The following is a 19888-nucleotide window of genomic DNA, read 5'->3' on the forward strand; positions in this document are numbered from 1 at the left end:
CCAAGGCGGCCACACTCTCCACAAAGGAGGTCACAACCACGAACAGCACCTCAGGATAAATCACCTCAGGGTTTCACCGCGACGCCGCAGTTTTTTCGGAGATTCAAGACACCCGAACCCAATGGTCACCATCCGAGGATGCCGCATCGATTGATCACCGCCGAATGGCATAAAAATTTCGATCCATCGGCCGTAAATCCCAGAGAGAAACCACCGACTACGCCTTTCAGAACAGTGGTTAACTTCTCGTGACCGTCCAGTCAGCGACCTGTTTTCGACTGGGAGAAGGTACCGTCGTGAACGCTGGCGACAGGCCTCGAGCCCAACGGCCGAGGGCGGCGCGACGCATCGGGGACCGACAGCGCGAGCTCCACGGGCCGGCCGACCCGAGTGTGGTCGGGCCCGCTTGGGACTACCGGCCGTATCACGGATCGCCGAGGTCACCCGGTCCGGCGGCCCGGCGACTCCCCGCTCCGCGGCTCAGCGGCTCCCTCCCGACCCGGCCCAATGGTTCAGCGGGGCCCGTCCGGCCAATCGGCGCAGCGAGGGCGAGCCAGGCGGTGGCACCGAAGCCGCAATCTCCCCAGGGCGGTGTCACCCGCGCGAAGCCGGTATTCCGCAGGCGAAGAGGCCACGCCTTCGGGTTACAGCGCGGCGGGCCCGGAACCGCTCGACCCCGCCGCACTGTCGACGTCCGCGGCGGCACGAGCGGCCGACCTGGGCATCCGCTGGCGCGCGGACCCCCGACCATCAGCCATCCCAGCTGATTCGACCACTGCCAGCCCGAATGAAAACAGGCACTTAACCAGCAGTTTCCGAGCCATTATCTAAACCGTCACCAGGATCTTTCGAGGAATTTCTCGGCAATCCCCTGAAAGTTTTCCGGGCCAACGGTCGAGTTTTTGCCGTACAACCATCCGGCGGGGGTCCAGAACGCGAGACACAGCGAGCAATATTTTTGTGGCACGCATGTGGTCCGACGATGTGTCGTAGACGGTCTACCGATGCCGCAGAATGAAATTCTCTGACACTGATGACGGTCTCGGAACACCAGATGACCGCCCCAGGCGTTCACGCCCGGTCAACGTCGTGAGCCACCGAACTCCCGAAGCCAGACAAATGGAGCGAAGCCTTTCATGCCAAATGACCGTCGAGCAGTCGCGCGCTTCGCGGTGTCGGCCGCTGCCGCGGGGCCGATCAGCCTGAGGAACCCGGCGTCAGTGGCTACCGCGACCACTACGGCGATACCCCCGTGGCGGGCCGGTCGGGCCGCGACCCCCATAGCCGGGCCACCGGGCGTGCCGGGACGCCTGGTGTGCGGTGACGCCAGTGGCCTGCTGGCCGGCCTCTGGCAGAGCGGCCGGGATCGGGCCGACGGCTTCCTGCGGCAGGGCAACACGATTCGCCGCCTCCCCGGAAACAGCCGTCCGATCGCCATGAGTCCGTTGGGCGTCGTGGTGGGTGAGATGACCGGCGGGCATGGCCGACAGGCCTTCCGCTGGAGCTACGGCATCCACTCCGCGCTTCCCCACCTGGGCGGGACGGACATCCCAGGAGGGCGTTTCAGTACCGCCGTGGGTGTCAACGGCCTGGGCCTGGTCGTCGGGAGCAGCAGCACGAACAGCGGGGACCGGCATGCCTGTCTGTGGAGGGGAGACATCGGCGAGGATCTCGGCACCCTCGGCGGCCCGGTGAGCTCCGCCGCCGCCATCAACGACCTCGGCCTGGTTGTCGGAACGAGCCAGACGCCCAGTGGGGACAATCATGCGTTCGTGTGGTCCGACCACCGTATGCACGACCTTGGCACCCTCGGGGGCACCTGGAGCCGCGCGTCCGGCGTGAACAACGCCGGGCTGGTCATCGGGAGCAGCGGCACCGCGGACGACCGGACCCACGCATTCTGTTGGCAGAACGGAATAATGACAGATCTCGGCACGATCGATGGAGAAGAGCACAGCGAAGCTGTCGCGATAAACAAGGCCGGCCAGGTGCTCGTACGCAGCTACGGCGAGGGAGTTCGGGGATTCCTCTGGGCCGGTGGCGGTCGTACCGAGATCCTCGGTTTCGGCGAGGGTTGGGTCGACCCGGCCGGGCTCAACGACTCCGGTGTGGTCTGCGGAACAGCCGAGCTCCCGAACGGGGACGGGCACGCGTTTCGCTGGCGGCACGGAGTGGTCACCGATCTCGGAACCCTCGGCGGGAGGCAGAGTTCGGCCAGTCACGTGACGGCCAGCGGAGTCGTTCTCGGTGAGGCGATGGGTGTCTCTGGTTCTGTCCCCCACGCCACCTTCTGGACGCAGTAGTGATGCCTGAGAGCGGTGGTACGCGGCATGCGACCGTGAGCGGCCAGAGTGGCGATGCCGGCATCGCCTACAGACCGGCGGAACGGCGCCGACGCTCCGACGCCGTCCGCAACCAGGAGCGCCTGCTGACCGCCGCGCGGGCGGTCTTCGCCGAGTTCGGTACGAACGCACCGTTGAACGCGATCGCGCGACGCGCCGGGGTCGGCCCCGCGACGCTCTACCGGAACTTCGCCAACCGCGAGGACCTGATCGAGGCGGTGTACCGCCAGGATGTCGCCAGCCTCCACCACCAGGCGGACGAGCTGGGCGACCGGCTCCCACCCGGCGCGGCGCTCGCCGCCTGGCTCCGGCAGCTCGCGAGGCATCTCCTGATCCGGCAGGGGGTCTCCACACTCCCACTCGAGGCCCCGCAGATAGCGCCGCTACCTCGGGCGGCGCCGCCCGCCTCCCCCGCCACGCCACTCGGTGACGCCGGGGCCGGACTGCTCGCCCGTGCTCAGCGCGCCGGCAACGCGCGTACCGACATCACCGTGGACGACCTGGTGACGGTCACGGCCGCACTCGTGTCGGCGCTGGGCCCTGGCCGCGGGTGGCGAGACTCCGGCGCGCCTGAGGCTCAGCCGGCCGCCGGTCAGGAGAGGGAACTCGGCGCCCGACATTCACAAAATCATTATTCCGGCGTAGATCTTGACCGGCTGCTGTCACTCATCGCGGACGGCTGGCAGATCAGCGACCGCGACGGTCATCCCTGAGGACTGTTCCGCGACCCGGCTGGCCGGGTCCGAGTCGACCGGGTGGATCATACTGGGGTGCGGGTCATCTCCGCTGCCGGCCCTGGCCCGACCCGACGCCCCCGCCGTGACCAGATCGCGATCGTGGACGGCACGTCGACCCCGACCCGCGACCACGCCCTGGCCGCCCGTCGAAGAACTGCCGGTACTCGACGAGCCCGTGGGTCACGATCGACGTGGAAGGAGGAATTCAACCGAGCGCACCACGAGGTCCGGGCCCGCGTCGGGCACACCCTCGCCGGAATGAAGACCTGGAAGATTCTGCGGGACTACCGCCGCCAGGCCCGCGCCCTCGGGGTCACCCCTGCCGGAATCGTCTATCTCCACAACATCAGCCGGACCGGTGGACCAGCCTCGCTGACCATCCACACCGCACCCAACCGATTTACGAAACAGCCTCTAGCTGTGCTCGCAGGCGGCGTGGGGCCTGGAGGGCGTCCCCGCGGCAGGCGGTCCTCCCGGACGCGGGCACGCATCAGCCGTCCTCCAGCTGGAATGCCCGCTCAAATCACGATCAGGTGCAGGCCGCCGTGATCCGTTCCAGGGCCGGAGAGGTCCGGCTCGTTCCAGGTCGACTGCACGAGCGACGCGATATCGCCAGGTACGGCGACGATGACAGTCTCGTACTTGCCGAGGAGATCAATGACAATTGATCTGATTCGCATGAATTCGATTCGCGTGTGTCCGACTTGCACCAGGCAGAGGTCGCCATTGTCCAGACGCGCCATTCCGTCGGGTACCTGCTCGCCGGCGGCGACCCGGGAACGGTTCTCCATTCGCCATTGCCGCTCGCTGAGCCAGCCCACGACAACCAGGTCGGAGAGACCGTCGCGCTCCAGCCGCAGCCGAGTTCGGGCCACCATCGCGTGGTGGACCGCCGTCGCGGCCACGCCCGACGCCGCCGTGGGCGAGGGCACACCTCCGGTGCTCACCAGCTTCTCCCCGTCCGGCGTCAGCCGGACGAGGCGCCCCTGGTTGGCGAGCACCGGCTCGGCGTACGCGACCCCGGCGTTGGCCCAACGAGTCACGATCGACCGTGCCGCGTTCTTCGAGATGAGCCGAATGGGGTCGAGCACGTCAGGCAGATCGCTCTCGAAGACCGCATACATATCGAAGATCCACTCTAGCGCGCGCAAGTCGCGCGCGTTAAGTCGAACCGCCCCCTGATCGGCTCTCCTCCTAGGTATCCGAGTAGCCACCGCTTCCGCTACCTCCTGCGCTCGCAGCATACCGGCCAGAAGTTTAGATGCCCATAGGACTTTCGGCCCCGAGAGTCATCACTAGCCTGACGAGAGAAGAGTATATGACGAAGAGACGGAAGCGCGGAGACGAGCGACCGGCACTCGCGCGAGTTTTCCGACTGGCCAGCAGGTAACCGGCGGATGACCGGCTTCCGCCAACCAGACCAGCCCTTAAAAGGTTGAGACGCACGTTACGATGACAGGCCGGAGCACGCATACGCGAAACAAATTATTCAAATCAGGCACAGATCTTCGAAGGTCGCGACGGGTGACCCGTCCGCATTGTCCGGGTTTTTGAGATACCGACATCCGCCTGGACCATTCTTCGCGCGACGAGCCGTCGAACTTCAGGGCGCTGGAACCAGCAAGGGGCTCGGGCAGGCCCGGCCGCCAACTCCAGACCAACCGGAAACCGCTCTCCGGAACGGAGAATATGCCGGTCTCCCGCAGCCAGAACGACCGTCGCGATGCCCTGGTGGCACGCAAGTGGGCCCACAGCGCGCCACACACGCACAGGCCACGATCCCGCCGGCGCCGAAGAGTTGCAGAGCCACGCTCGACGTAGTTAACCGACCGCCCATAGTCACCAGGAAGCAAGTGCCCCATCTGGTGCTCACCTGACGCTCCCCGTAGTCGTTCATGGCTAGTCGAGGCCGGGCTCGCCAACCGCAGCGGGCCGGTACTGCGCGATCCAGGCGGCCACCTCGCTCCGGTCCCAGATCCTCATCGGGCGCGACGCCGTAAGCGGGACGGGGAACGATGGCCGGCGTGATGAGCGCACTGGCTCGGTCGGAAAGTCATGGCCCGGCTGAGCCGCGCAGCGATCCCCGGCTGCCGCCGCTCCCGCTCGGCTCAGCTGTCAGCCGGAGGCACCACCCAATCAGACCCGTTTTGATCGATAGACAGATATTAACCAGGAGTACTTAGATCTGTTCTATATCCGCCTCGGCCGGTTCGGCGTGGAAGAACCGTGAGGAGACCGACGAGACGATCCCGCGTGGTCCGTCAGGAGCGCCGGCTGGCGCCGCACCGGTAAGCGGCCGTGCCGGCCTGTCATCGCCGCCGCCGCGGGGATGAGGCAGGCGCGGGTGGGTTCGGGTTCACCCGCGACCGCGTCCGCGTCCGCGTCTGGTGTGGCCGATCTGGCCGCTCCACGCGAGCAGGGCACCCAGCGACGGCAGGCAGGCGACAGCGAGGACCGTGGCCAACAGCCATCCGGCAAAAACGTCCGTGGGCCAGTGCACCCCGAGGTAGATCCGGCTGAGCCCAACGGCGAAGGCCCAGACACCCGGGACGGCGACAGCCGCGGCTCTGGTCGAGCGCCTGCGCGCCCGGCGGTACAGCACCGCGGCGAGACCCGCGGCGACCAGCGCCGAGGTGGTCGTGTGGCCGGATGGGAACGCGAAGCCGGACGGATGGGTTATCCAGTCCGCCACGGGCGGTCGCGCCCGGCCGACGATGACCGCCAGCGAGGTCCTCAACAACTGCCCCAACAGCAGCGCCGCGACTCCCGTGACGGCGCCCAGCCACCATCGCCGCCACCTCGGCGCCGCCAGGGCGCCGGCGAGCGCGGCGAGGGAGTAGGCGCAGGCACCGGCGCCGGTGTCGGTGACGGCGACCACGACGTCGGACATCCCGGGGTTACGGTGGGCCAGCACCCACCGGTGCCACCCGGCGTCGAGACCGAGCGGCGTTCCGCTCCGGAAGACGACAGCGCCCAGCAGCACCGTGAGCAGGATCCCTGCCACTCCGACGACGGCGTACCGGACGGTCTCGGTGCGGGCCCGCTCCGGAGCGGGCGGGCCCGCCGGCCGGTCAGAGGTCGAGCGCACCGATTGCCCGCCGGGTCGACGCATGTCCGCCGACGGGAGACCCCGTCGGCACGTCGGCGATCATCGCACGGGTCGCCGGCAGGGCTCGTCGGGACACGATGGCCACCGCCTCGATGTCAGGCGCCGCGACACGGTCGATGATGATCGCTTCCAATGTTCCTGTTCCCCGGTCGAGCTTTCTCGGTCGGTCGTTCGCGACTGGCCTTTCGTGGCCGTTCTCTGCGCGTTTCTTCCCTCCGCGGTCGGGCTTTCGCGTTCGGTCCCGCGGTCGTTCCGGGCCCCGAGACGTGCTCGACCGGAGAGCGCGTCCCATCCGCCGGGTGTGCCCCGTCCGAAGACCGCTCCTCGCCAGGGGAGACTAGGACGGCCGACATGTGAGGACGATGTGGGACGGTCCTCGTGGCGGATACCGGCGCGCCCGTACCTGGCGGATCGGCGGGGCGGTGGCCGGCCGCAAGGGCAGCTCCCGCTGGCTGGCGGGTGCCGGCGCCTTCTCGCTCGGCATGGGCCAGCGGCTCGGCATCGCCGCGGCGCCGCTCGGGGACCCACAGACCGTCATGCTGGACGAGCCGGTCAACGGGCTCGACCCGGAGGGCGTGCTGTGGATCCGGAATCTGCTCACCGACCTGGCGGCCGCCGGGCGGACCATCTTCGTCTCGTCGCACCTGATGAGCGAGATGGCGCTGGTCGCCGACCATCTCATCGTCCTCACCCCGGCGATCACCGGCGTGAACGTCCGCACGATCGGCACGAAACGCGCCAGCACGATCGAACGACCACCATGCTTCTCGAAGAACTCGTGCGCCTGCTCCACATACTCCCGCTTGAACAGCCGCGAGTCCGGACGCCGGAACAGCGCCACCGTGATCTCACACTGCCGACCCACGCCGCCCAGCGAGGTCGTCCGAACCGGCGGAATAAGCCGTCGCCGGCGACGGCTGGAATCCTGAGTACTGAAGGACCGGTCGCGGCGGAGGGACAGGGTCATGGCGGTTGACGTCGGCAGGGTCGGAGTGTGGCGGGCCTCGTTCTACTGGCCCGGCGACCTCGGGCAACGCGCGGAGATCGCCGCGGAGCTGGCCGAGCTCGGGTACGACGCGATCTGGGTCGGCGCGTCCGCCGCCGACCTCACGCTGGCGGAGACGCTGCTGGACGCGACGCCGCGGATCGCCGTGGCCACCGGGATCGTCAACGTCTGGACCGAGCCACTGGACCAGGTCGTCGACAGCTACGCCCGCGTGTCCGGGGCCCACCCCGACCGGCTGCTCCTCGGCCTCGGGGCCGGGCACGCCGCGAACGTCGAGCCGACCGGGCAACGCTACGAGCAACCGTACCGGAAGGTCGTCGACTACCTGGACGGCCTCGACGCGGCGAAGACCCCGGTACCCCGGGAGAACCGCGCGCTCGCCGCGCTCGGCCCGCGGGTTCTCGCGCTCGCCGCCGAGCGCACGGCGGGCGCGCATCCCTACCTCGTCCCGCCGGAACACACCCGGCGGGCGCGGGAGATCCTCGGGAGCGCTCCGCTGCTCGCCGTCGAGCAGAAGGTCGTCCTGGAGACCGACCCGGAGCGGGCCCGCGCGATCGGCCGCGCCACGGTGAGCCGCTACATGCCCCTCCCGAACTACACCAACAACCTTCTCCGGCTCGGTTTCACGCCGGACGACTTCGCCGGCGGCGGCAGCGACCGTCTCGTCGACGCGCTGGTCGCCTGGGGTGATCTCGACGCGGTGCTCAGCCGGGTGCGGGAGCACCAGGACGCGGGCGCGGACCACGTGTGCCTCCAGGTCCTCACCGAGGACCCGACGACCGTTCCCCGGCCGCAGTGGCGTGCCCTCGCCACCGCGCTCGACCTGGCCGCCTGACGGCTGGTTTCGCGGCGGCTCGTTACCCGGGACATCGCGGAGGATTTTTCGGGGCGGCCACCTCGACCACACCATCGGAGGCCGTCTACCAGGCATTCTCCGTCATCACTCCGGCACCGGCGAGCAGGGCTGGTGGAAGGCGCCTTTCCGGTGTTCCGCTGAGTGCACAACCGCCTTGTCGACGGTCACCACCTGGCGAATAATCGATCAGTAATCTGAGCGATCCGCCGGTCGGATTCGGGCGGTCTGGGAGTGGGGGACGCGGCCGTGCGCGGTCAGGCGGGCGGGCTGCTCCTCCCGGGGGCGGTGGCCACGGCGTCCCCGACCAGGAGCGGGGGCGGGTCGCGCGGGCCGTACGGTGTGCCGGCGCTCGCCGTGGCGGGCGCGGTCCTCGGGGCGGTGGTGCTCTGGCTGGCCGACAGCGGTCGGGACAAGGACACGACCAGCACCTTGTTCTCCGGCCTTGTCGGCGGGCTCTACCTGCTGACCGGTTCGGTCACCCACCTGCGCCGGCCGGGCCGGCTGGGGCTGCGGATGGTGCTGGTCGGCATCTCCTGGTTCGCCGAGGACCTGCAGGTCTCGAACCACCCGGTGCCGCACACCGTCGGGATGTTCTTCCGGTGCGTCGCCTCGGGCTGCCTGGTGCACCTGCTGCTGGCCTTTCCCGAGGGGCGGCTGCGGACGCGCACCGAGCGGGCGTTGACCGGCTGCGTGTATGTGTTCGTGGGCGTCCTGGTGCCGCTGGGCGTCCCGTTCTACGAGTCGTACACGCCGAACCTGCTGTTCGTCACCAACCTCGCCCGGACGCAGGACCTGCTGATCGACAGCGTGCAGGCGGTGGTCGCCGTCGTCGTCGGCGGCCTGCTCGTCCGGCGCTGGTTCACCGCCACCCCGCCGGCCCGCCGGGTGCTCGCGCCGGTGTACGGGGTCGGGCTCGTCGGGAGCGTCGCGTCGCTGCTCCACCCGGCGCTGACCGGCTCGACCGCGCTGCTGGTCAACGAGGTCGCCCACCTGGCCACCCTCGGGCTCCCGGTGGCGTTCCTGGCCGGCGCGCTGCGCGTCCGGCTCGGCCGCACTGCCGTCGGGGACCTCCTGCTCCAGCTGCCGCAGCGGCCGCCGACGGAGCTGCGCCACCTGCTGGCCCGCGCGCTCGGCGACCCCACGCTGCGCATCGCCTACCCCCGCCCGGACGACGCCGGTCCCACCGACGGCTACGTCGACGCCGACGGGCGGCCGGTGACACCCCGCCCGAAGGACGCGGTGAGCCCGGTCCGGCGTGGTCTGCGGGTGGTCGCCGTGCTCCTGCACGACCCGGCGCTGCGCGCCGACCGGCACGTCCTGCACGCGGTGACGGCGGCCGCGGCGCTCGAACTGGACAACCAACGGCTCGCCGCGGAGGTGCGGGCCCAGCTCACCGAGGTCCGGGCGTCCCGGGTCCGCATCGTCGCCGCGGCCGACGAGCAGCGCCGCCGGATCGAACGCGATCTGCACGACGGCGCCCAGCAGCAGCTCGTCACGGCCGCGCTGATCCTGCGACTGGCGCGGGACCGGCTCGGCCCGGAGCCACCCGACCCCGAGCTCGGCGTGCTCCTGCGGCGGGCCGCCGACGGACTGGAGGTGGCGGTGACGGAGCTGCGCGAGCTCGCCCGCGGCATCCACCCGGCGGTGCTCACGGAGGCCGGGCTACTGCCCGCGCTGCGCGCGCTCGCCGCCCGCTCCGCCTTCCCCGTGCGGGTCGTCGACGGGCCCGCGCTGCCGCCGCTGCCGGACCAGGTCGCCGCGACGGCCTACTTCGTCGTCGCCGAGGCGGTGACGAACGCGGCGAAGCACGCCCGCGCCAGCCAGATCCACGTCCACGTCCGGACGTCCGGGAACCGCCTGCTCGTCACCGTCGCCGACGACGGTGTCGGCGGCGCCGACACGCGCGCCGGAACCGGCCTGCTCGGGCTGCGCGACCGGACCGCCGTGCTCGACGGCAGCCTGGTCGTGCGCAGCCTCCCCGGCGCCGGGACGTCCGTCCACGCGGAGTTACCTCTGGAGGGGCCTTGACCACCGCCACCACCCCGCCCGGCCCGCCCGGCCCGCCCGGCCCGCCCGGCCCAGCCGGCCCGCCCGCGGGGGTGACCCGCGTCGTGCTCGCCGACGACGCCGCGCTTTTCCGGGACGCGCTCGCCGAGCTGCTGGAACGCGACGGGTGCGCGATCGTCGCGCAGGCCGGGGACGCCGCCGGGCTGCTCGACGCCGTCGAACGGCACCGCCCGGACCTCGCGGTCGTCGACATCCGGATGCCGCCCGGCTACCACCTGGAGGGGCTGCGTGCGGCCGTGCGGCTGCGGCGGAGCCATCCCGGGACGGGCGTGCTGCTCCTGTCGCAGCATCTGGAGGCCGCCCACCTCGACGAGCTGGTCGGGCACACCGCGCGCGGCGTCGGCTACCTGCTGAAGAACCGGGTCACCGGGCCCGGCTTCCTGGACGCCGTGCGCCAGGTGGCGGCGGACGGCTGCGCGTTCGACCCCGAGGTCGTCCCGCTGCTCGTCGGCGGCAGGGGCGGCCGGCGCGACGAGCTGGCCGAGCTCAGCCCGCGGGAGCGGGAGGTCCTCGCGCTGATGGCGCAGGGCCGGTCCAACAACGCGATCGCCGACGAGCTGCACCTCACGACCCGCACCGTCGAGACGCACGTCCGCGGGGTCTTCCAGCGGCTCGCGCTGCCCGACGAGGCCGAGCACAACCGCCGCGTCCTCGCGGTGCTCGCCTACCTGCGCTCGGCGCGACGGGCCACGACCAGCGCCAGCGCGGCCGCCGACAGCGTCGACTTGGGCAGGAACCCGGCGGCGGACGACCGTTCGACCGCGTCGCCGTAGTGCTCGGCGTCGCGCACCGAGCAGAAGACCACGGTGGCTCCGGGGGCCGTTCGTCGTAACGCCCGGCAGACGGTGAACCCGTCCATGTCGGGCAGGGCTATGTCGAGCAGCACCACGTCGGGGCCCGCCTCGGGCACACCGGCCAGCGCCTCGGCCCCGGTCCCGGCGTCGCCCACCACCTGGTAGCCGCCGCTCTCCAGGAGGGCGCGGGCGACGGCGCGGAACGGCTCGCTGTCGTCGACGATGAAGACGCGGCCCACCGCCACCCGGTCCATGTCACGGACGGTAGCACCCGGCGGCCGTATCGGATCTCGGTGCCAGCACTGGGAAAATCGCTCCCGAAAGCCCGTGCCGGCACGGATGTGCCCAGATCCGGTCCGTCCGACACTCCTTCCCATGAAGGCCGTCCTGACCGGGCTCGCGTGCGTGTTCGCCGTGATCGTCGTATTCGTGGTAGTCCGTGGCCAGATCGATTCCGACTCCGCCTCCGACTCAAATCCCGGCTCCGGCTCCGGCTCGGGCTCCGGCTCCGGCTCCGGCTCGCTCGGTCTCGGCGGTGGCGGCCCGAACGGGCCGGGGCCGGCCGAGCGTCCGGACATCCCGACGGGCGTGACGCCGGACTCGACCGGAACCGCGACCGTCACACAGCGGGGCACGAACGGCACCTCCCGCGTCGACTGCTCGAGCATCGACAGCGAGCTGAAGATCTCCGCGTTCGACGGGGCGGTCCGCTGGAACGCGGCGTCCGCGTCCGGTGTCTCGGTCAGCCCGTCGTCCGGGTTCCTCGACGAGGGCGAGAGCGATGTCGTCCGCATCGGCGGGAGCTACTCCGGCGGCGGTGGGGGCTTCAACGTGGTCGTCTCCGCGCCGAACCGGTCCGGATCGGGCAGCGTCACCTACCAGTTCACGTGCGCATGACAACGCGCCGCGCGTCGCTGTGGCGGCATCCGGCGCTGACACCCGGTTACGCGGCGGCGATCGCGGTCGGTGCCGTCGCGCTGTCGAGCGTCGTCGTGGCGTCGGCGGCGGCGTCGCAGTCGCCGGTCACCGGCAAGCCGGAGCAGGTCGACGTCACCCTGGTCGGGGCGCCGGGCACCTCGCTCCCGGCCGGCCTGACCGTCCAGATCCGGCACGGCACGACCGTGCTGGCCGATGGGGGGATCGACGCGGAGGGCCGGTGGTCCGAGAACGTCGTTCCCGGCGACCACGAGGTGTGCGTGGTCTCGTCGACGACGCCGATCCGGGTGGCCGGCTCGGACCCGGCCTCGACGTGCACCCGGGAGCGGGTGTCCGGCGACACCCCGACCAAGGTCACCGTCGAGCGGGTCCGCGTGGTCGCGGAGCGGGCGGACGGGGACGACCCGCCCCCGAGCGGCGGCACCGTCACGATCCGCCACGGGCGGAGCGAGCCGCGGAGCGACGCCCTCGACTCGAACGGGCGGTTCATGCCGTCCGAGCTGCCGCTGAACGCGGTGGTCTGCCTGGACCCGCCGGCCGGGTGGCGGTTCGCCGACACGGAGACCCGCGACCAGCAGTGCCAGGCGGTCACCAACCCGGCCGCCGACGTGCTGTTCCGCCTGGAGGAGTCATGACGGGGCGCACCGCTGCGGGACGGGCCCCGGCGGGACGGGCGGGGCGGGTCCAGCTCCCGCTGCTCGCGGCGTCGGCGCTCGTCGCGTCCGGACTCGGCTGGGCCCTGCTGTTCCGGGACCGCCCGTTCGAGACGACGCTCGCCGTGGTTCTCGGGTCCGCCGCCGCCGGCACGCTGCTCGCGGCTCTGCTGGGGCAACCGGTCACGGACCGCGGCCAATCCCCGGAACCGAGGCGCCCGTCGTCCGGGCCGGGCGCCGGCGGCGCGCGGCCGGAGACCGGGCAGCCGCAGACCGGGCAGCCGGAGACCGCACAGCTTGTGCTGCCGGTCGGGCAGCCGGTCGGGGGCGCCCCGCCCGCGGGGCAGTGGTGGGGCAGGGACGCCCCACCGCCCGCGGCGGCGCCCACCGCCGCGGCCACGCCGGCCCGCCCGGCACCGCGCGATCTCGGGGAGCTGCGCGACTCCGCCCGCGTCGTGCAGTGCCCGCGCTGCGGCGCGTTCCGCCTCGACGTCCGGCAGACCGGTGCGGGCTACGCGTTCCGCTGCCGCGTCGACGGCCACGAATGGACCTGGCGGCCCGGCACCGCGTGGCCGGTCACCGTCGTCGCGAGTCGCCGCCGGAACACCCGCTGACCAGGACGGATGGACGAATGTACGAGCAGACCTTCTCCCGCACCAACCCCGGCTGCATCGTGTTCCTGCTGGACCGGTCCGACTCGATGAAGCAGCCGTGGCAGTCCAGCGGGGGCACGCTCGCCGAGGGCGCCGCCCGCGCCGTGAACAAGATCCTGCTCGACCTGTGCGTGAAGTCGGCGAAGGAGGTCGGCGGCCGGGCCCGGCACTACTTCGACGTCGGCGTCTTCGGTTACGGCGCCTGCCCGGTGGCGGGCGGCGAGGGCGTCGAACCGGCTCTGGGCGGCCAGCCGATCGTGCCGATCCCGGAGGTGTTCGACCATCCGCTGCGGGTCGAGGCCGAACAGTCGGTCGACGCCGTCGCCGGGTCCAAACTCCCGGTCTGGATCGAGCCGGTGTTCGGCTACCGCACCCCCATGTGCCAGGCCATCGCGACGGCGGGCGAGCACGTGTACGGGTGGGCGGCCAGCCATCCCGACTCGTTCCCGCCGATCGTCATCAACATCACCGACGGGATGGTCACCGACAGCCCGTACGACGGCGCCGGCCTCGCCGAATGGGCCGCCCGGCTCACCTCGATCGAGACCCACCACGGCCAGGCGCTGCTGTTCAACATCTTCCTGTCGCCGACGCTCGCGCCCGAGGCGCTGTTCCCGGTCACCGCGGCGGGGCTGCCCGAACCGGGCCCCGAGCTGTTCGCGATCTCCAGCACGCTGCCGGCGTCCATGGTCGCGAACGCCCGCGGCGCGCGGGTGGAGATCGCCGACGGCGCCCGCGGGTTCGTGTTCAACGCCGGCCTGGCGACGCTGGTGTGGTTCCTGGAGATCGGCACCCGGGTCGCCGACGTCCGGGACCGGTGAGGACCCGCTGATGATCCTCGCCCGCTCCGCCTGTTTCTGGCTGGAGAAGCTGGGCAGCGCGGCGTCGGAATGGGAGGACGCCGCCGCCTTCCACGACGGCGACCCGGCCGCCGGTACCACTCCCCGCTACGCGGTCGTGGACGGCGCCACCGAGGCCTACGACGCGATCCGCTGGGTGGCGCACCTGGTCGGCTCGTTCGTCGCCGACACCGGGCCCGACCTCACCCCGGACGCGCTGCGCGCCTGGTTCGAGCAGGCCCAGCGGCTGTGGGTGGCCGGGGCGCCCACGCGGTTCGCGACGGTCATCGAGGAGCACAAGTTCCACACCGAGGGGTCGTTCGCGACGTTCCTGGGCTGCCGCCTCACCGGCCTCGGCGGGCCCGGGGCCCGCTGGGAGGCCGCCGCGCTCGGCGACACCGTGCTGTTCCACGTCCGGGCCGGCCGGCTGCTCACCCACTTCCCGCCGATCGGCGTGGACGACTTCGGGCTCTCCCCCGACGGGATCGGCACCCGCCCGGAGGCACTCGGCCCGATGCTGCGCGCGCTGGAGCTGTCCAGTGGCGAGGTCCACCCGGGCGACGTGCTCTACATCGCCACCGACGCGCTGGCCCAGTGGCTGCTGCTGGAGGCCGGTCGCGACGAGGCGTCGCTGTGGGCGGCGCTCGCCGGCCTGGACCACGACGCGGTGTTCGCGGCGATCGTCGCCGACCAGCGCGCGGCCGGGCGGATGCGCAACGACGACGTCACCCTGCTGCGGGTCCGGCTCGCCACCACCGAGCCCGGCGCCCTGGTGGTCCCGCTGTGAGCGACCAGCTGTCCGCCGAGGACTACATCAAGGCCGTGCAGCGGCCCGACCTCGTGTTCGACCGTCCCGAGCTGGCGCGGGCCGAGTTCGACGTCCACCCGATGCTGGGCATTCCCGTCCCGGCGTCGGGCAGCACGGCGGTCGTGTTCCGGGCTACGGTCGGCGGCACCACGCAGGCGTTGCGGTTCTTCACCCGCGAGGACGCCTCCACCCAGCAGCGTTACACCGCGCTCAACGCCTGGTTCACCGAACGCGGGCTCACCGGCGACGTCGCCGGCTGCCGCTGGGTGGACGACGCGATCCTCGTCAACGGCCGGCGCTGGCCGATGGTCCAGATGGACTGGGTGGACGGGCACACCCTCGACCGGCACGTCGAGGACCTCGTCGAGGCCGACGACCGCACGGCCCTGGAGACCCTCGCCGCCTCCTGGCGTGACCTGCTGCGCCGCACCCAGGCCGCCCGGTTCGCGCACGGCGACCTCCAGCACGGCAACGTGCTCGTCGACTCGGCCGGCCAGCTGCGCCTGGTCGACTTCGACAGCTCGTGGATCGCTCCGTTCACCGGCTCCCCGCCGCCCACGGAGGGCGGCCACCGCAACTACCAGCCCGAGAACCGGCCCTGGGGCCCGTGGATGGACACCTTCCCCGGGCTCGTCATCTACCTGTCGCTGCTGGCGCTCGCCCGCGAGCCGAAGCAGTGGGAGCGGCTCAACGACGGCGAGAACCTGCTCTTCCGGGACAAGGACTACCGGCCCCCGCACCGGACCCAGGTGTGGTCGTGGGTCGAGCGGCTGCACGACCCACAGATCGACCAGCTCGCGGCCCGGCTGCGCGCCTGCTGCGCCCCGGGCTGGACGGCCACCGGCGACCTGGAAGGCCTGATCTCGGGGCCCGTCCCCTGGTGGACCCGCACGGCCGCCCACCCGCCGGCCGGCGCGCCGCCCGAGGCCACCACCGCGCCGCTCCCGATCATCCCCGCGCCGGCCCAGGGAACCACCACGCCGGTACGGCCGACCACGCCGGTTCGGCCCACCGCCGCACCGCCGCGGAACACCGGCACACCGGCCGGGCCACATCCCCGGTCCGCCGCGCGGCCGGCGGGACAGCCGGCCTGGTGGGAGCAGCCACCCGGGCCGACCCAGCCCACACCGACGCGGCCGGAGCCGGTGCCGTGGGCCCCCGTACGCAACGCCGGGAGGTGGCTGCGCGAGGTGGGCTGGGCCCTGTTCGCGGCGGTCGTGACGGTCCTGGTCTGGGGGCTCGGCCGCGCCCTCGTCGCCGCCTCGCTCACCGGCCTGACCTCCGACGACGAGGCCGCCGTCTCCGCGCTGGTCGCCCTCGTGCCGGCGCTGGCCGTCCTCGTCCTCATGGTCCGCCGCCGCCGACGGCGAAAGCGACAGCGACAACCACCGGGGAAGGCGCGATGACGCAGCGGATGTTCGGCCCGTACCGCATCGAGGAACTGCTGGGCCGCGGCGGGATGGGCGAGGTCTACCGCGCCTACGACACCGGGCAGCAGCGGATGGTCGCCCTCAAGCTCCTGCTCCCGAGCCTGGCCGGGGACTCGCACTACACCGAGCGGTTCCGCCGGGAGTCCGAGACGGTGGCGCAGCTGCGCGAGCCGCATGTGATCCCGATCCACCGCCACGGCGAGATCGACGGCCAGCTCTTCATCGACATGCGCCTGGTGGAGGGCGCCCACCTGGGCACGGTCCTGCGCGGCGGGCCGCTCGACCCGCGGACCGCCGTCGACGTCGTCGAGCAGATCGCCTCGGCGCTGGACGCCGCGCACGCCGACGGGCTGGTGCACCGCGACGTCAAGCCGTCCAACGTGCTGTGCGCCGGCCGCGGACGTCCGACCGACTTCGTCTACCTCGTCGACTTCGGGATCGCCCGCACGGTCGAGGGTGCCGGGATGACCGCGACCGGGGCGGCGATCGGCTCGATCGAGTACATGGCGCCCGAGCGGTTCCTCTCCGACCGGGTCGACCACCGGGCGGACGTCTACTCGCTGGCCTGCCTGCTCTTCGAGTGCCTGACCGCGCGCAGGCCGTTCGTCACCGCCGAGCGGCTCGGGGTGATCAGGGCGCATCTGGAGGAGCCGCCGCCCGTCCTGTCCGCGGTGCGGCCCGGGGCACCGGCCGCTCTCGACGCCGTCATCGCGCAGGGCCTGGCCAAGTCTCCGGCCGACCGGCATCCCGCCGCGTCCGTGTTCGCGGCCGCCGCCCGCGCCGCCCTCGGGTCGGCGGTCCCGGCAGGACCGGTACCGGTCCCCCCGCCCGCCGCCCCGGTCTCGACCCCGACCCCGGCCCCGGCCCCGGCCCCGGCTCCGGCTCCGGGAGGCAAGTGGTGGACCCGGGGAAACGCCGCTCCCGCGGCGACCCCCACGCCCCCGCCCCCGTCTCCCACAGCGCCGGCGCCAGCTCCGCCCGCCGCACCCACCTCGCCGACCACACCCGCCGCGGGCTGGTGGCGGGCCGCGAGCACCCCACCGGCCGCGCCGCCCGTCGCGCCGACCACCCCCGCGGCGCCAGCCACACCCGCCGCGCCAGCCACACCCACACCCACAGCGGGCTGGTGGCAGGCCGCGAGCACCCCACCGTCGACGCCATCCGCGCCGCCGCAGGCACCACCACCGGCACCGCCCGCGTCGCCGTCGACGCCATCCGCATCACCGCCGCCCGCATCGCAGCTGACGCCCACGGCGCTCTTCGAAACCAGTCACCACCATGCGAAGTGGCCGGCTACCGCCGCGCCGTCGCCCACGGTGCAGGCGCCGGGTGCCCAACGCTCCACACCACCGCCACCGCCAACGGCGCCGGCGCCGGCGCCGGGTTCCTCCGCCGGGCAGAGCCCGGGCGGGATGTGGTGGGGACGGAAGGCCACAGCCCTGCACCCGGTCGGGGCGGCGCCGGTCGTGATCGGCCGCACGCCCGAGTGCGACATCGTGCTCACCGACCCGCTCGTCTCGCGCCGGCACGCCGAGCTGCGCCAGGTCGGGACCGAGCATCGGATCGTCGACCTCGGCAGCTGGAACGGCACGTTCGTCAACGGCCACCGGATCGGCCAGGCGGCCACGATCGGGGCCGGGGACATCGTCGGCATCGGGCATGCCCTGCTGCACCTGCAGGGCGGCACCCTCGTCGAGTACACCGACTCGGGTGACATCTCGTTCGAGGCCGACGGCCTGGCCGTCACCCGCTCCGGCCGGCGACTCCTCGACGGTGTCGGGTTCGCCCTGCCGCAGCGCAGCCTGCTGGCCGTCGTCGGTCCGAGCGGCGCCGGGAAGTCCACCCTGCTCGGCGCGCTGACCGGGCAGCGCCCCGCCGACTCCGGTGAGGTCCGCTACGCCGGCCGTGACCTCTACGCGTCCTACGACGAACTGCGCCAGCGCATCGGCCTCGTCCCGCAGGACGACATCCTGCACCCACAGCTGACCGTCCGTCGGGCCCTGCGGTACGCGGCCGAGCTGCGGTTCCCCGCCGACACCCCGGCGGCCGACCGGGACGCGCGGGTCGAGGAGGTCATGGGGGAACTGGGGCTGGCCGACCACGCGGGACAGCGGATCAGCACCCTGTCCGGCGGGCAGCGCAAGCGCACCAGCGTGGCGCTGGAGCTGCTCACCCGCCCGTCGTTGCTCTTCCTCGACGAACCGACGTCCGGGCTGGACCCTGGCATGGACAAGTCGGTGATGCAGACCCTGCGCACACTCGCCGACGACGGCCGGACGGTGGTAGTCGTCACGCACTCACCCGCGCAGCTCCACCTGTGCGACCGGCTGCTCGTGCTCGCGGCCGGCGGCCGGCTGGCCTACTTCGGCCCGCCCGGCGAGGCCCTCGGCTACTTCGGCCAGCGTGACTTCGCGGACATGTTCCTGCTCCTCGACCAGTCCCGGGAGGTCGACTGGACGTCCCGGTTCCGGACCTCGCCCGAGTACGCGAGGTACGGGACGCCGAGCGGTCCGGTCCGGCCCGCGGCGGCGGGTCCGGCACCGGCCGTGCCGGACCCGCCGCCGCGCCAGCAGCCGGCGCTGCGCCAGTTCGCCGTGCTCGCCCGCCGCTACTTCGCGGTGATCGCGGCCGACCGGCCCTACGCGCTGTTCCTGCTGGCGCTGCCGCTGGTCCTGAGCCTGTTCGCGCAGCTGCTGCCAGGCGGGCACGGGCTGTCGTGGGCCCATCTGCGGGCCAACCGGGGCGGTGGCGACGACATCGCCCCGCTCATGCTCATGCTGGTCCTCGGCTGCGCGTTCACGGGGTTCGCCGGCGCGTTCCGGGAGCTGGTCAAGGAGCGCTCCGTCTTCCGCCGGGAGCAGGCGATCGGGCTCTCCCGCAGCGCCTACCTCTGGTCGAAACTCGCCGTACTAGGAATGATCACCAGCGCGCAGGCACTGATCCTGGCTTTCGTCGGGCTGGTCGGCAAGCCCGGGCCGGACACCCCGCTCGCGCTGGGGAGCGGGGTCACCGAGGTCGCTGTCGCCATGGTCGCGGTCGCGCTGGCCGCGATGGCCCAGGGTCTGTTGGTCTCGGCGCTGATCAGCAACGCCGACCGCGGCATGCCGATCCTGGTCGTGGTCCTGCTGTTGCAGTTCCTGCTGTGCGGCCTGCTCATCCCGCTGGACGGCCGCCCGCCGTTGGAACAGCTCGCGTACCTGATGCCGGCCCGGTGGGGCTTCGCACTGGTCGCCGCGACCACCGGCTACCGGCAGAACCCGGCCAGCCCCGACCTCGACCCGCTGTGGACGGCTGACGCCGGCACCTGGGCACTGGACCTCGCCGCGCTCGTGCTGCTGACCGCGGCCGTCGCCGCGGTCACCTGGCCCGTGCTACGCCGCGGATCCACCCCCCGGAAGGGCCGCTGACCACCCCACGACCCGGCCCGCCGGCCTCTGGGCGGCGCGGTGATCGGCCACGGCGACGAAGGCCGGGAGCGCGTGGCACGGGTCTGTAAAGTTACTGGCTCTGCCGCACATCCGGTGGTGACAGAGAGTTAGCCGAGCAGGATTCGGTGGCGGAGGAGCGGGAAGCCGGCTCGGCCGTGCATCTGGCGCATGATCTTCTTGGTTTTGGTGTTGACGCCTTCGGTGCCGCCGTTGCTGTACGGCAGGGTGAG

Annotated in this window: 16 protein-coding genes and 2 pseudogenes; 13 read left to right on the forward strand and 5 right to left on the reverse strand. The window is 72.2% G+C overall.

Annotated elements, in window-relative coordinates:
• Nucleotides 1-1313 precede the first annotated feature (1313 nt).
• Both B056_RS0103970 and B056_RS0103975 read left to right on the forward strand, forming a co-directional pair.
• Nucleotides 1314-2303, forward strand: coding sequence for an HAF repeat-containing protein (locus B056_RS0103970; RefSeq protein WP_230202806.1), 990 nt, complete (start codon nt 1314-1316; stop codon nt 2301-2303).
• A gap of 35 nt (nt 2304-2338) precedes the next feature.
• Complete coding sequence (locus B056_RS0103975) at nt 2339-3055, forward strand: TetR/AcrR family transcriptional regulator (RefSeq protein ID WP_020572303.1); 717 nt, start codon at nt 2339-2341, stop codon at nt 3053-3055.
• Nucleotides 3056-3597: 542 nt separating this feature from the next.
• On the opposite strand, the gene B056_RS0103980 is transcribed toward B056_RS0103975, so the two are convergent.
• The 3 genes from B056_RS0103980 to B056_RS43470 all read right to left on the reverse strand — a co-directional run bounded on the left by B056_RS0103980 (nt 3598) and on the right by B056_RS43470 (nt 6321).
• Nucleotides 3598-4203 (reverse strand): hypothetical protein, encoded by a 606-nt coding sequence (locus B056_RS0103980; RefSeq protein ID WP_020572304.1) that lies wholly within the window; start codon nt 4201-4203, stop codon nt 3598-3600.
• A gap of 1232 nt (nt 4204-5435) precedes the next feature.
• Entirely contained in the window at nt 5436-6167 is a 732-nt protein-coding gene (locus B056_RS0103990) for a phosphatase PAP2 family protein (protein WP_018500614.1), read from the reverse strand.
• Nucleotides 6151-6321, reverse strand: coding sequence for a hypothetical protein (locus tag B056_RS43470; protein WP_018500615.1), 171 nt, complete (start codon nt 6319-6321; stop codon nt 6151-6153). The genes B056_RS0103990 and B056_RS43470 overlap by 17 nt, the downstream gene beginning before the upstream one ends.
• 328 nt (nt 6322-6649) lie before the next feature.
• Between B056_RS43470 and B056_RS40185 the strand changes: the two are divergent.
• Nucleotides 6650-6877, forward strand: a pseudogene (locus tag B056_RS40185) (ABC transporter ATP-binding protein); the annotation flags it as partial.
• On the opposite strand, the pseudogene B056_RS45670 reads toward B056_RS40185, so the two are convergent.
• Nucleotides 6835-7026: pseudogene (locus B056_RS45670) on the reverse strand (VTT domain-containing protein); the annotation flags it as partial. The pseudogenes B056_RS40185 and B056_RS45670 sit on opposite strands and share 43 nt — an antisense overlap.
• 127 nt (nt 7027-7153) lie before the next feature.
• On the opposite strand from B056_RS45670, the gene B056_RS0104005 reads away from it, so the two are divergent.
• The 3 genes from B056_RS0104005 (at nt 7154) to B056_RS0104015 (ending at nt 10890) form a co-directional block, all read left to right on the forward strand.
• Nucleotides 7154-8029 carry an LLM class F420-dependent oxidoreductase gene (locus B056_RS0104005; protein ID WP_018500617.1) on the forward strand — a complete coding sequence of 292 codons (876 nt, stop codon included), beginning with the start codon at nt 7154-7156 and terminating at the stop codon, nt 8027-8029.
• 267 nt (nt 8030-8296) lie between these two features.
• On the forward strand, nt 8297-10078 hold the full coding sequence (locus B056_RS0104010; protein WP_230202807.1) for a sensor histidine kinase: 1782 nt from the start codon (nt 8297-8299) through the stop codon (nt 10076-10078).
• Nucleotides 10075-10890, forward strand: coding sequence for a response regulator transcription factor (locus B056_RS0104015; protein ID WP_018500619.1), 816 nt, complete (start codon nt 10075-10077; stop codon nt 10888-10890). The genes B056_RS0104010 and B056_RS0104015 overlap by 4 nt, the downstream gene beginning before the upstream one ends.
• On the opposite strand, the gene B056_RS0104020 is transcribed toward B056_RS0104015, so the two are convergent.
• Nucleotides 10782-11165, reverse strand: coding sequence for a response regulator transcription factor (locus B056_RS0104020; protein ID WP_018500620.1), 384 nt, complete (start codon nt 11163-11165; stop codon nt 10782-10784). The genes B056_RS0104015 and B056_RS0104020 overlap by 109 nt on opposite strands.
• A 121-nt stretch (nt 11166-11286) precedes the next feature.
• Here B056_RS0104020 and B056_RS0104025 point away from each other — a divergent pair, with 121 nt between their 5' ends.
• The 7 genes from B056_RS0104025 to B056_RS35045 are packed head-to-tail and all read left to right on the forward strand — an operon-like array spanning nt 11287 to nt 19637.
• On the forward strand, nt 11287-11808 hold the full coding sequence (locus B056_RS0104025; RefSeq protein WP_018500621.1) for a hypothetical protein: 522 nt from the start codon (nt 11287-11289) through the stop codon (nt 11806-11808).
• Nucleotides 11805-12482 carry a hypothetical protein gene (locus B056_RS0104030; protein ID WP_018500622.1) on the forward strand — a complete coding sequence of 226 codons (678 nt, stop codon included), beginning with the start codon at nt 11805-11807 and terminating at the stop codon, nt 12480-12482. Before B056_RS0104025 ends, B056_RS0104030 begins: the two co-directional genes overlap by 4 nt.
• Entirely contained in the window at nt 12479-13114 is a 636-nt protein-coding gene (locus tag B056_RS0104035) for a hypothetical protein (RefSeq protein ID WP_026239297.1), read from the forward strand. The genes B056_RS0104030 and B056_RS0104035 overlap by 4 nt, the downstream gene beginning before the upstream one ends.
• 17 nt (nt 13115-13131) lie before the next feature.
• The gene (locus tag B056_RS0104040) at nt 13132-13974 is read left to right on the forward strand and encodes a VWA domain-containing protein (protein WP_018500623.1); all 843 of its coding nucleotides are present in this window, start codon (nt 13132-13134) and stop codon (nt 13972-13974) included.
• 10 nt (nt 13975-13984) lie between these two features.
• Nucleotides 13985-14779, forward strand: coding sequence for a hypothetical protein (locus tag B056_RS0104045; protein ID WP_018500624.1), 795 nt, complete (start codon nt 13985-13987; stop codon nt 14777-14779).
• Entirely contained in the window at nt 14776-16206 is a 1431-nt protein-coding gene (locus tag B056_RS0104050; protein ID WP_018500625.1) for a phosphotransferase, read from the forward strand. The genes B056_RS0104045 and B056_RS0104050 overlap by 4 nt, the downstream gene beginning before the upstream one ends.
• Nucleotides 16203-19637 (forward strand): protein kinase domain-containing protein, encoded by a 3435-nt coding sequence (locus B056_RS35045; protein ID WP_051105523.1) that lies wholly within the window; start codon nt 16203-16205, stop codon nt 19635-19637. Before B056_RS0104050 ends, B056_RS35045 begins: the two co-directional genes overlap by 4 nt.
• Nucleotides 19638-19888: the final 251 nt, after the last annotated feature.

The organism is Parafrankia discariae (genome assembly GCF_000373365.1).
Classification (GTDB): Bacteria; Actinomycetota; Actinomycetes; order Frankiales; family Frankiaceae; genus Parafrankia; species Parafrankia discariae.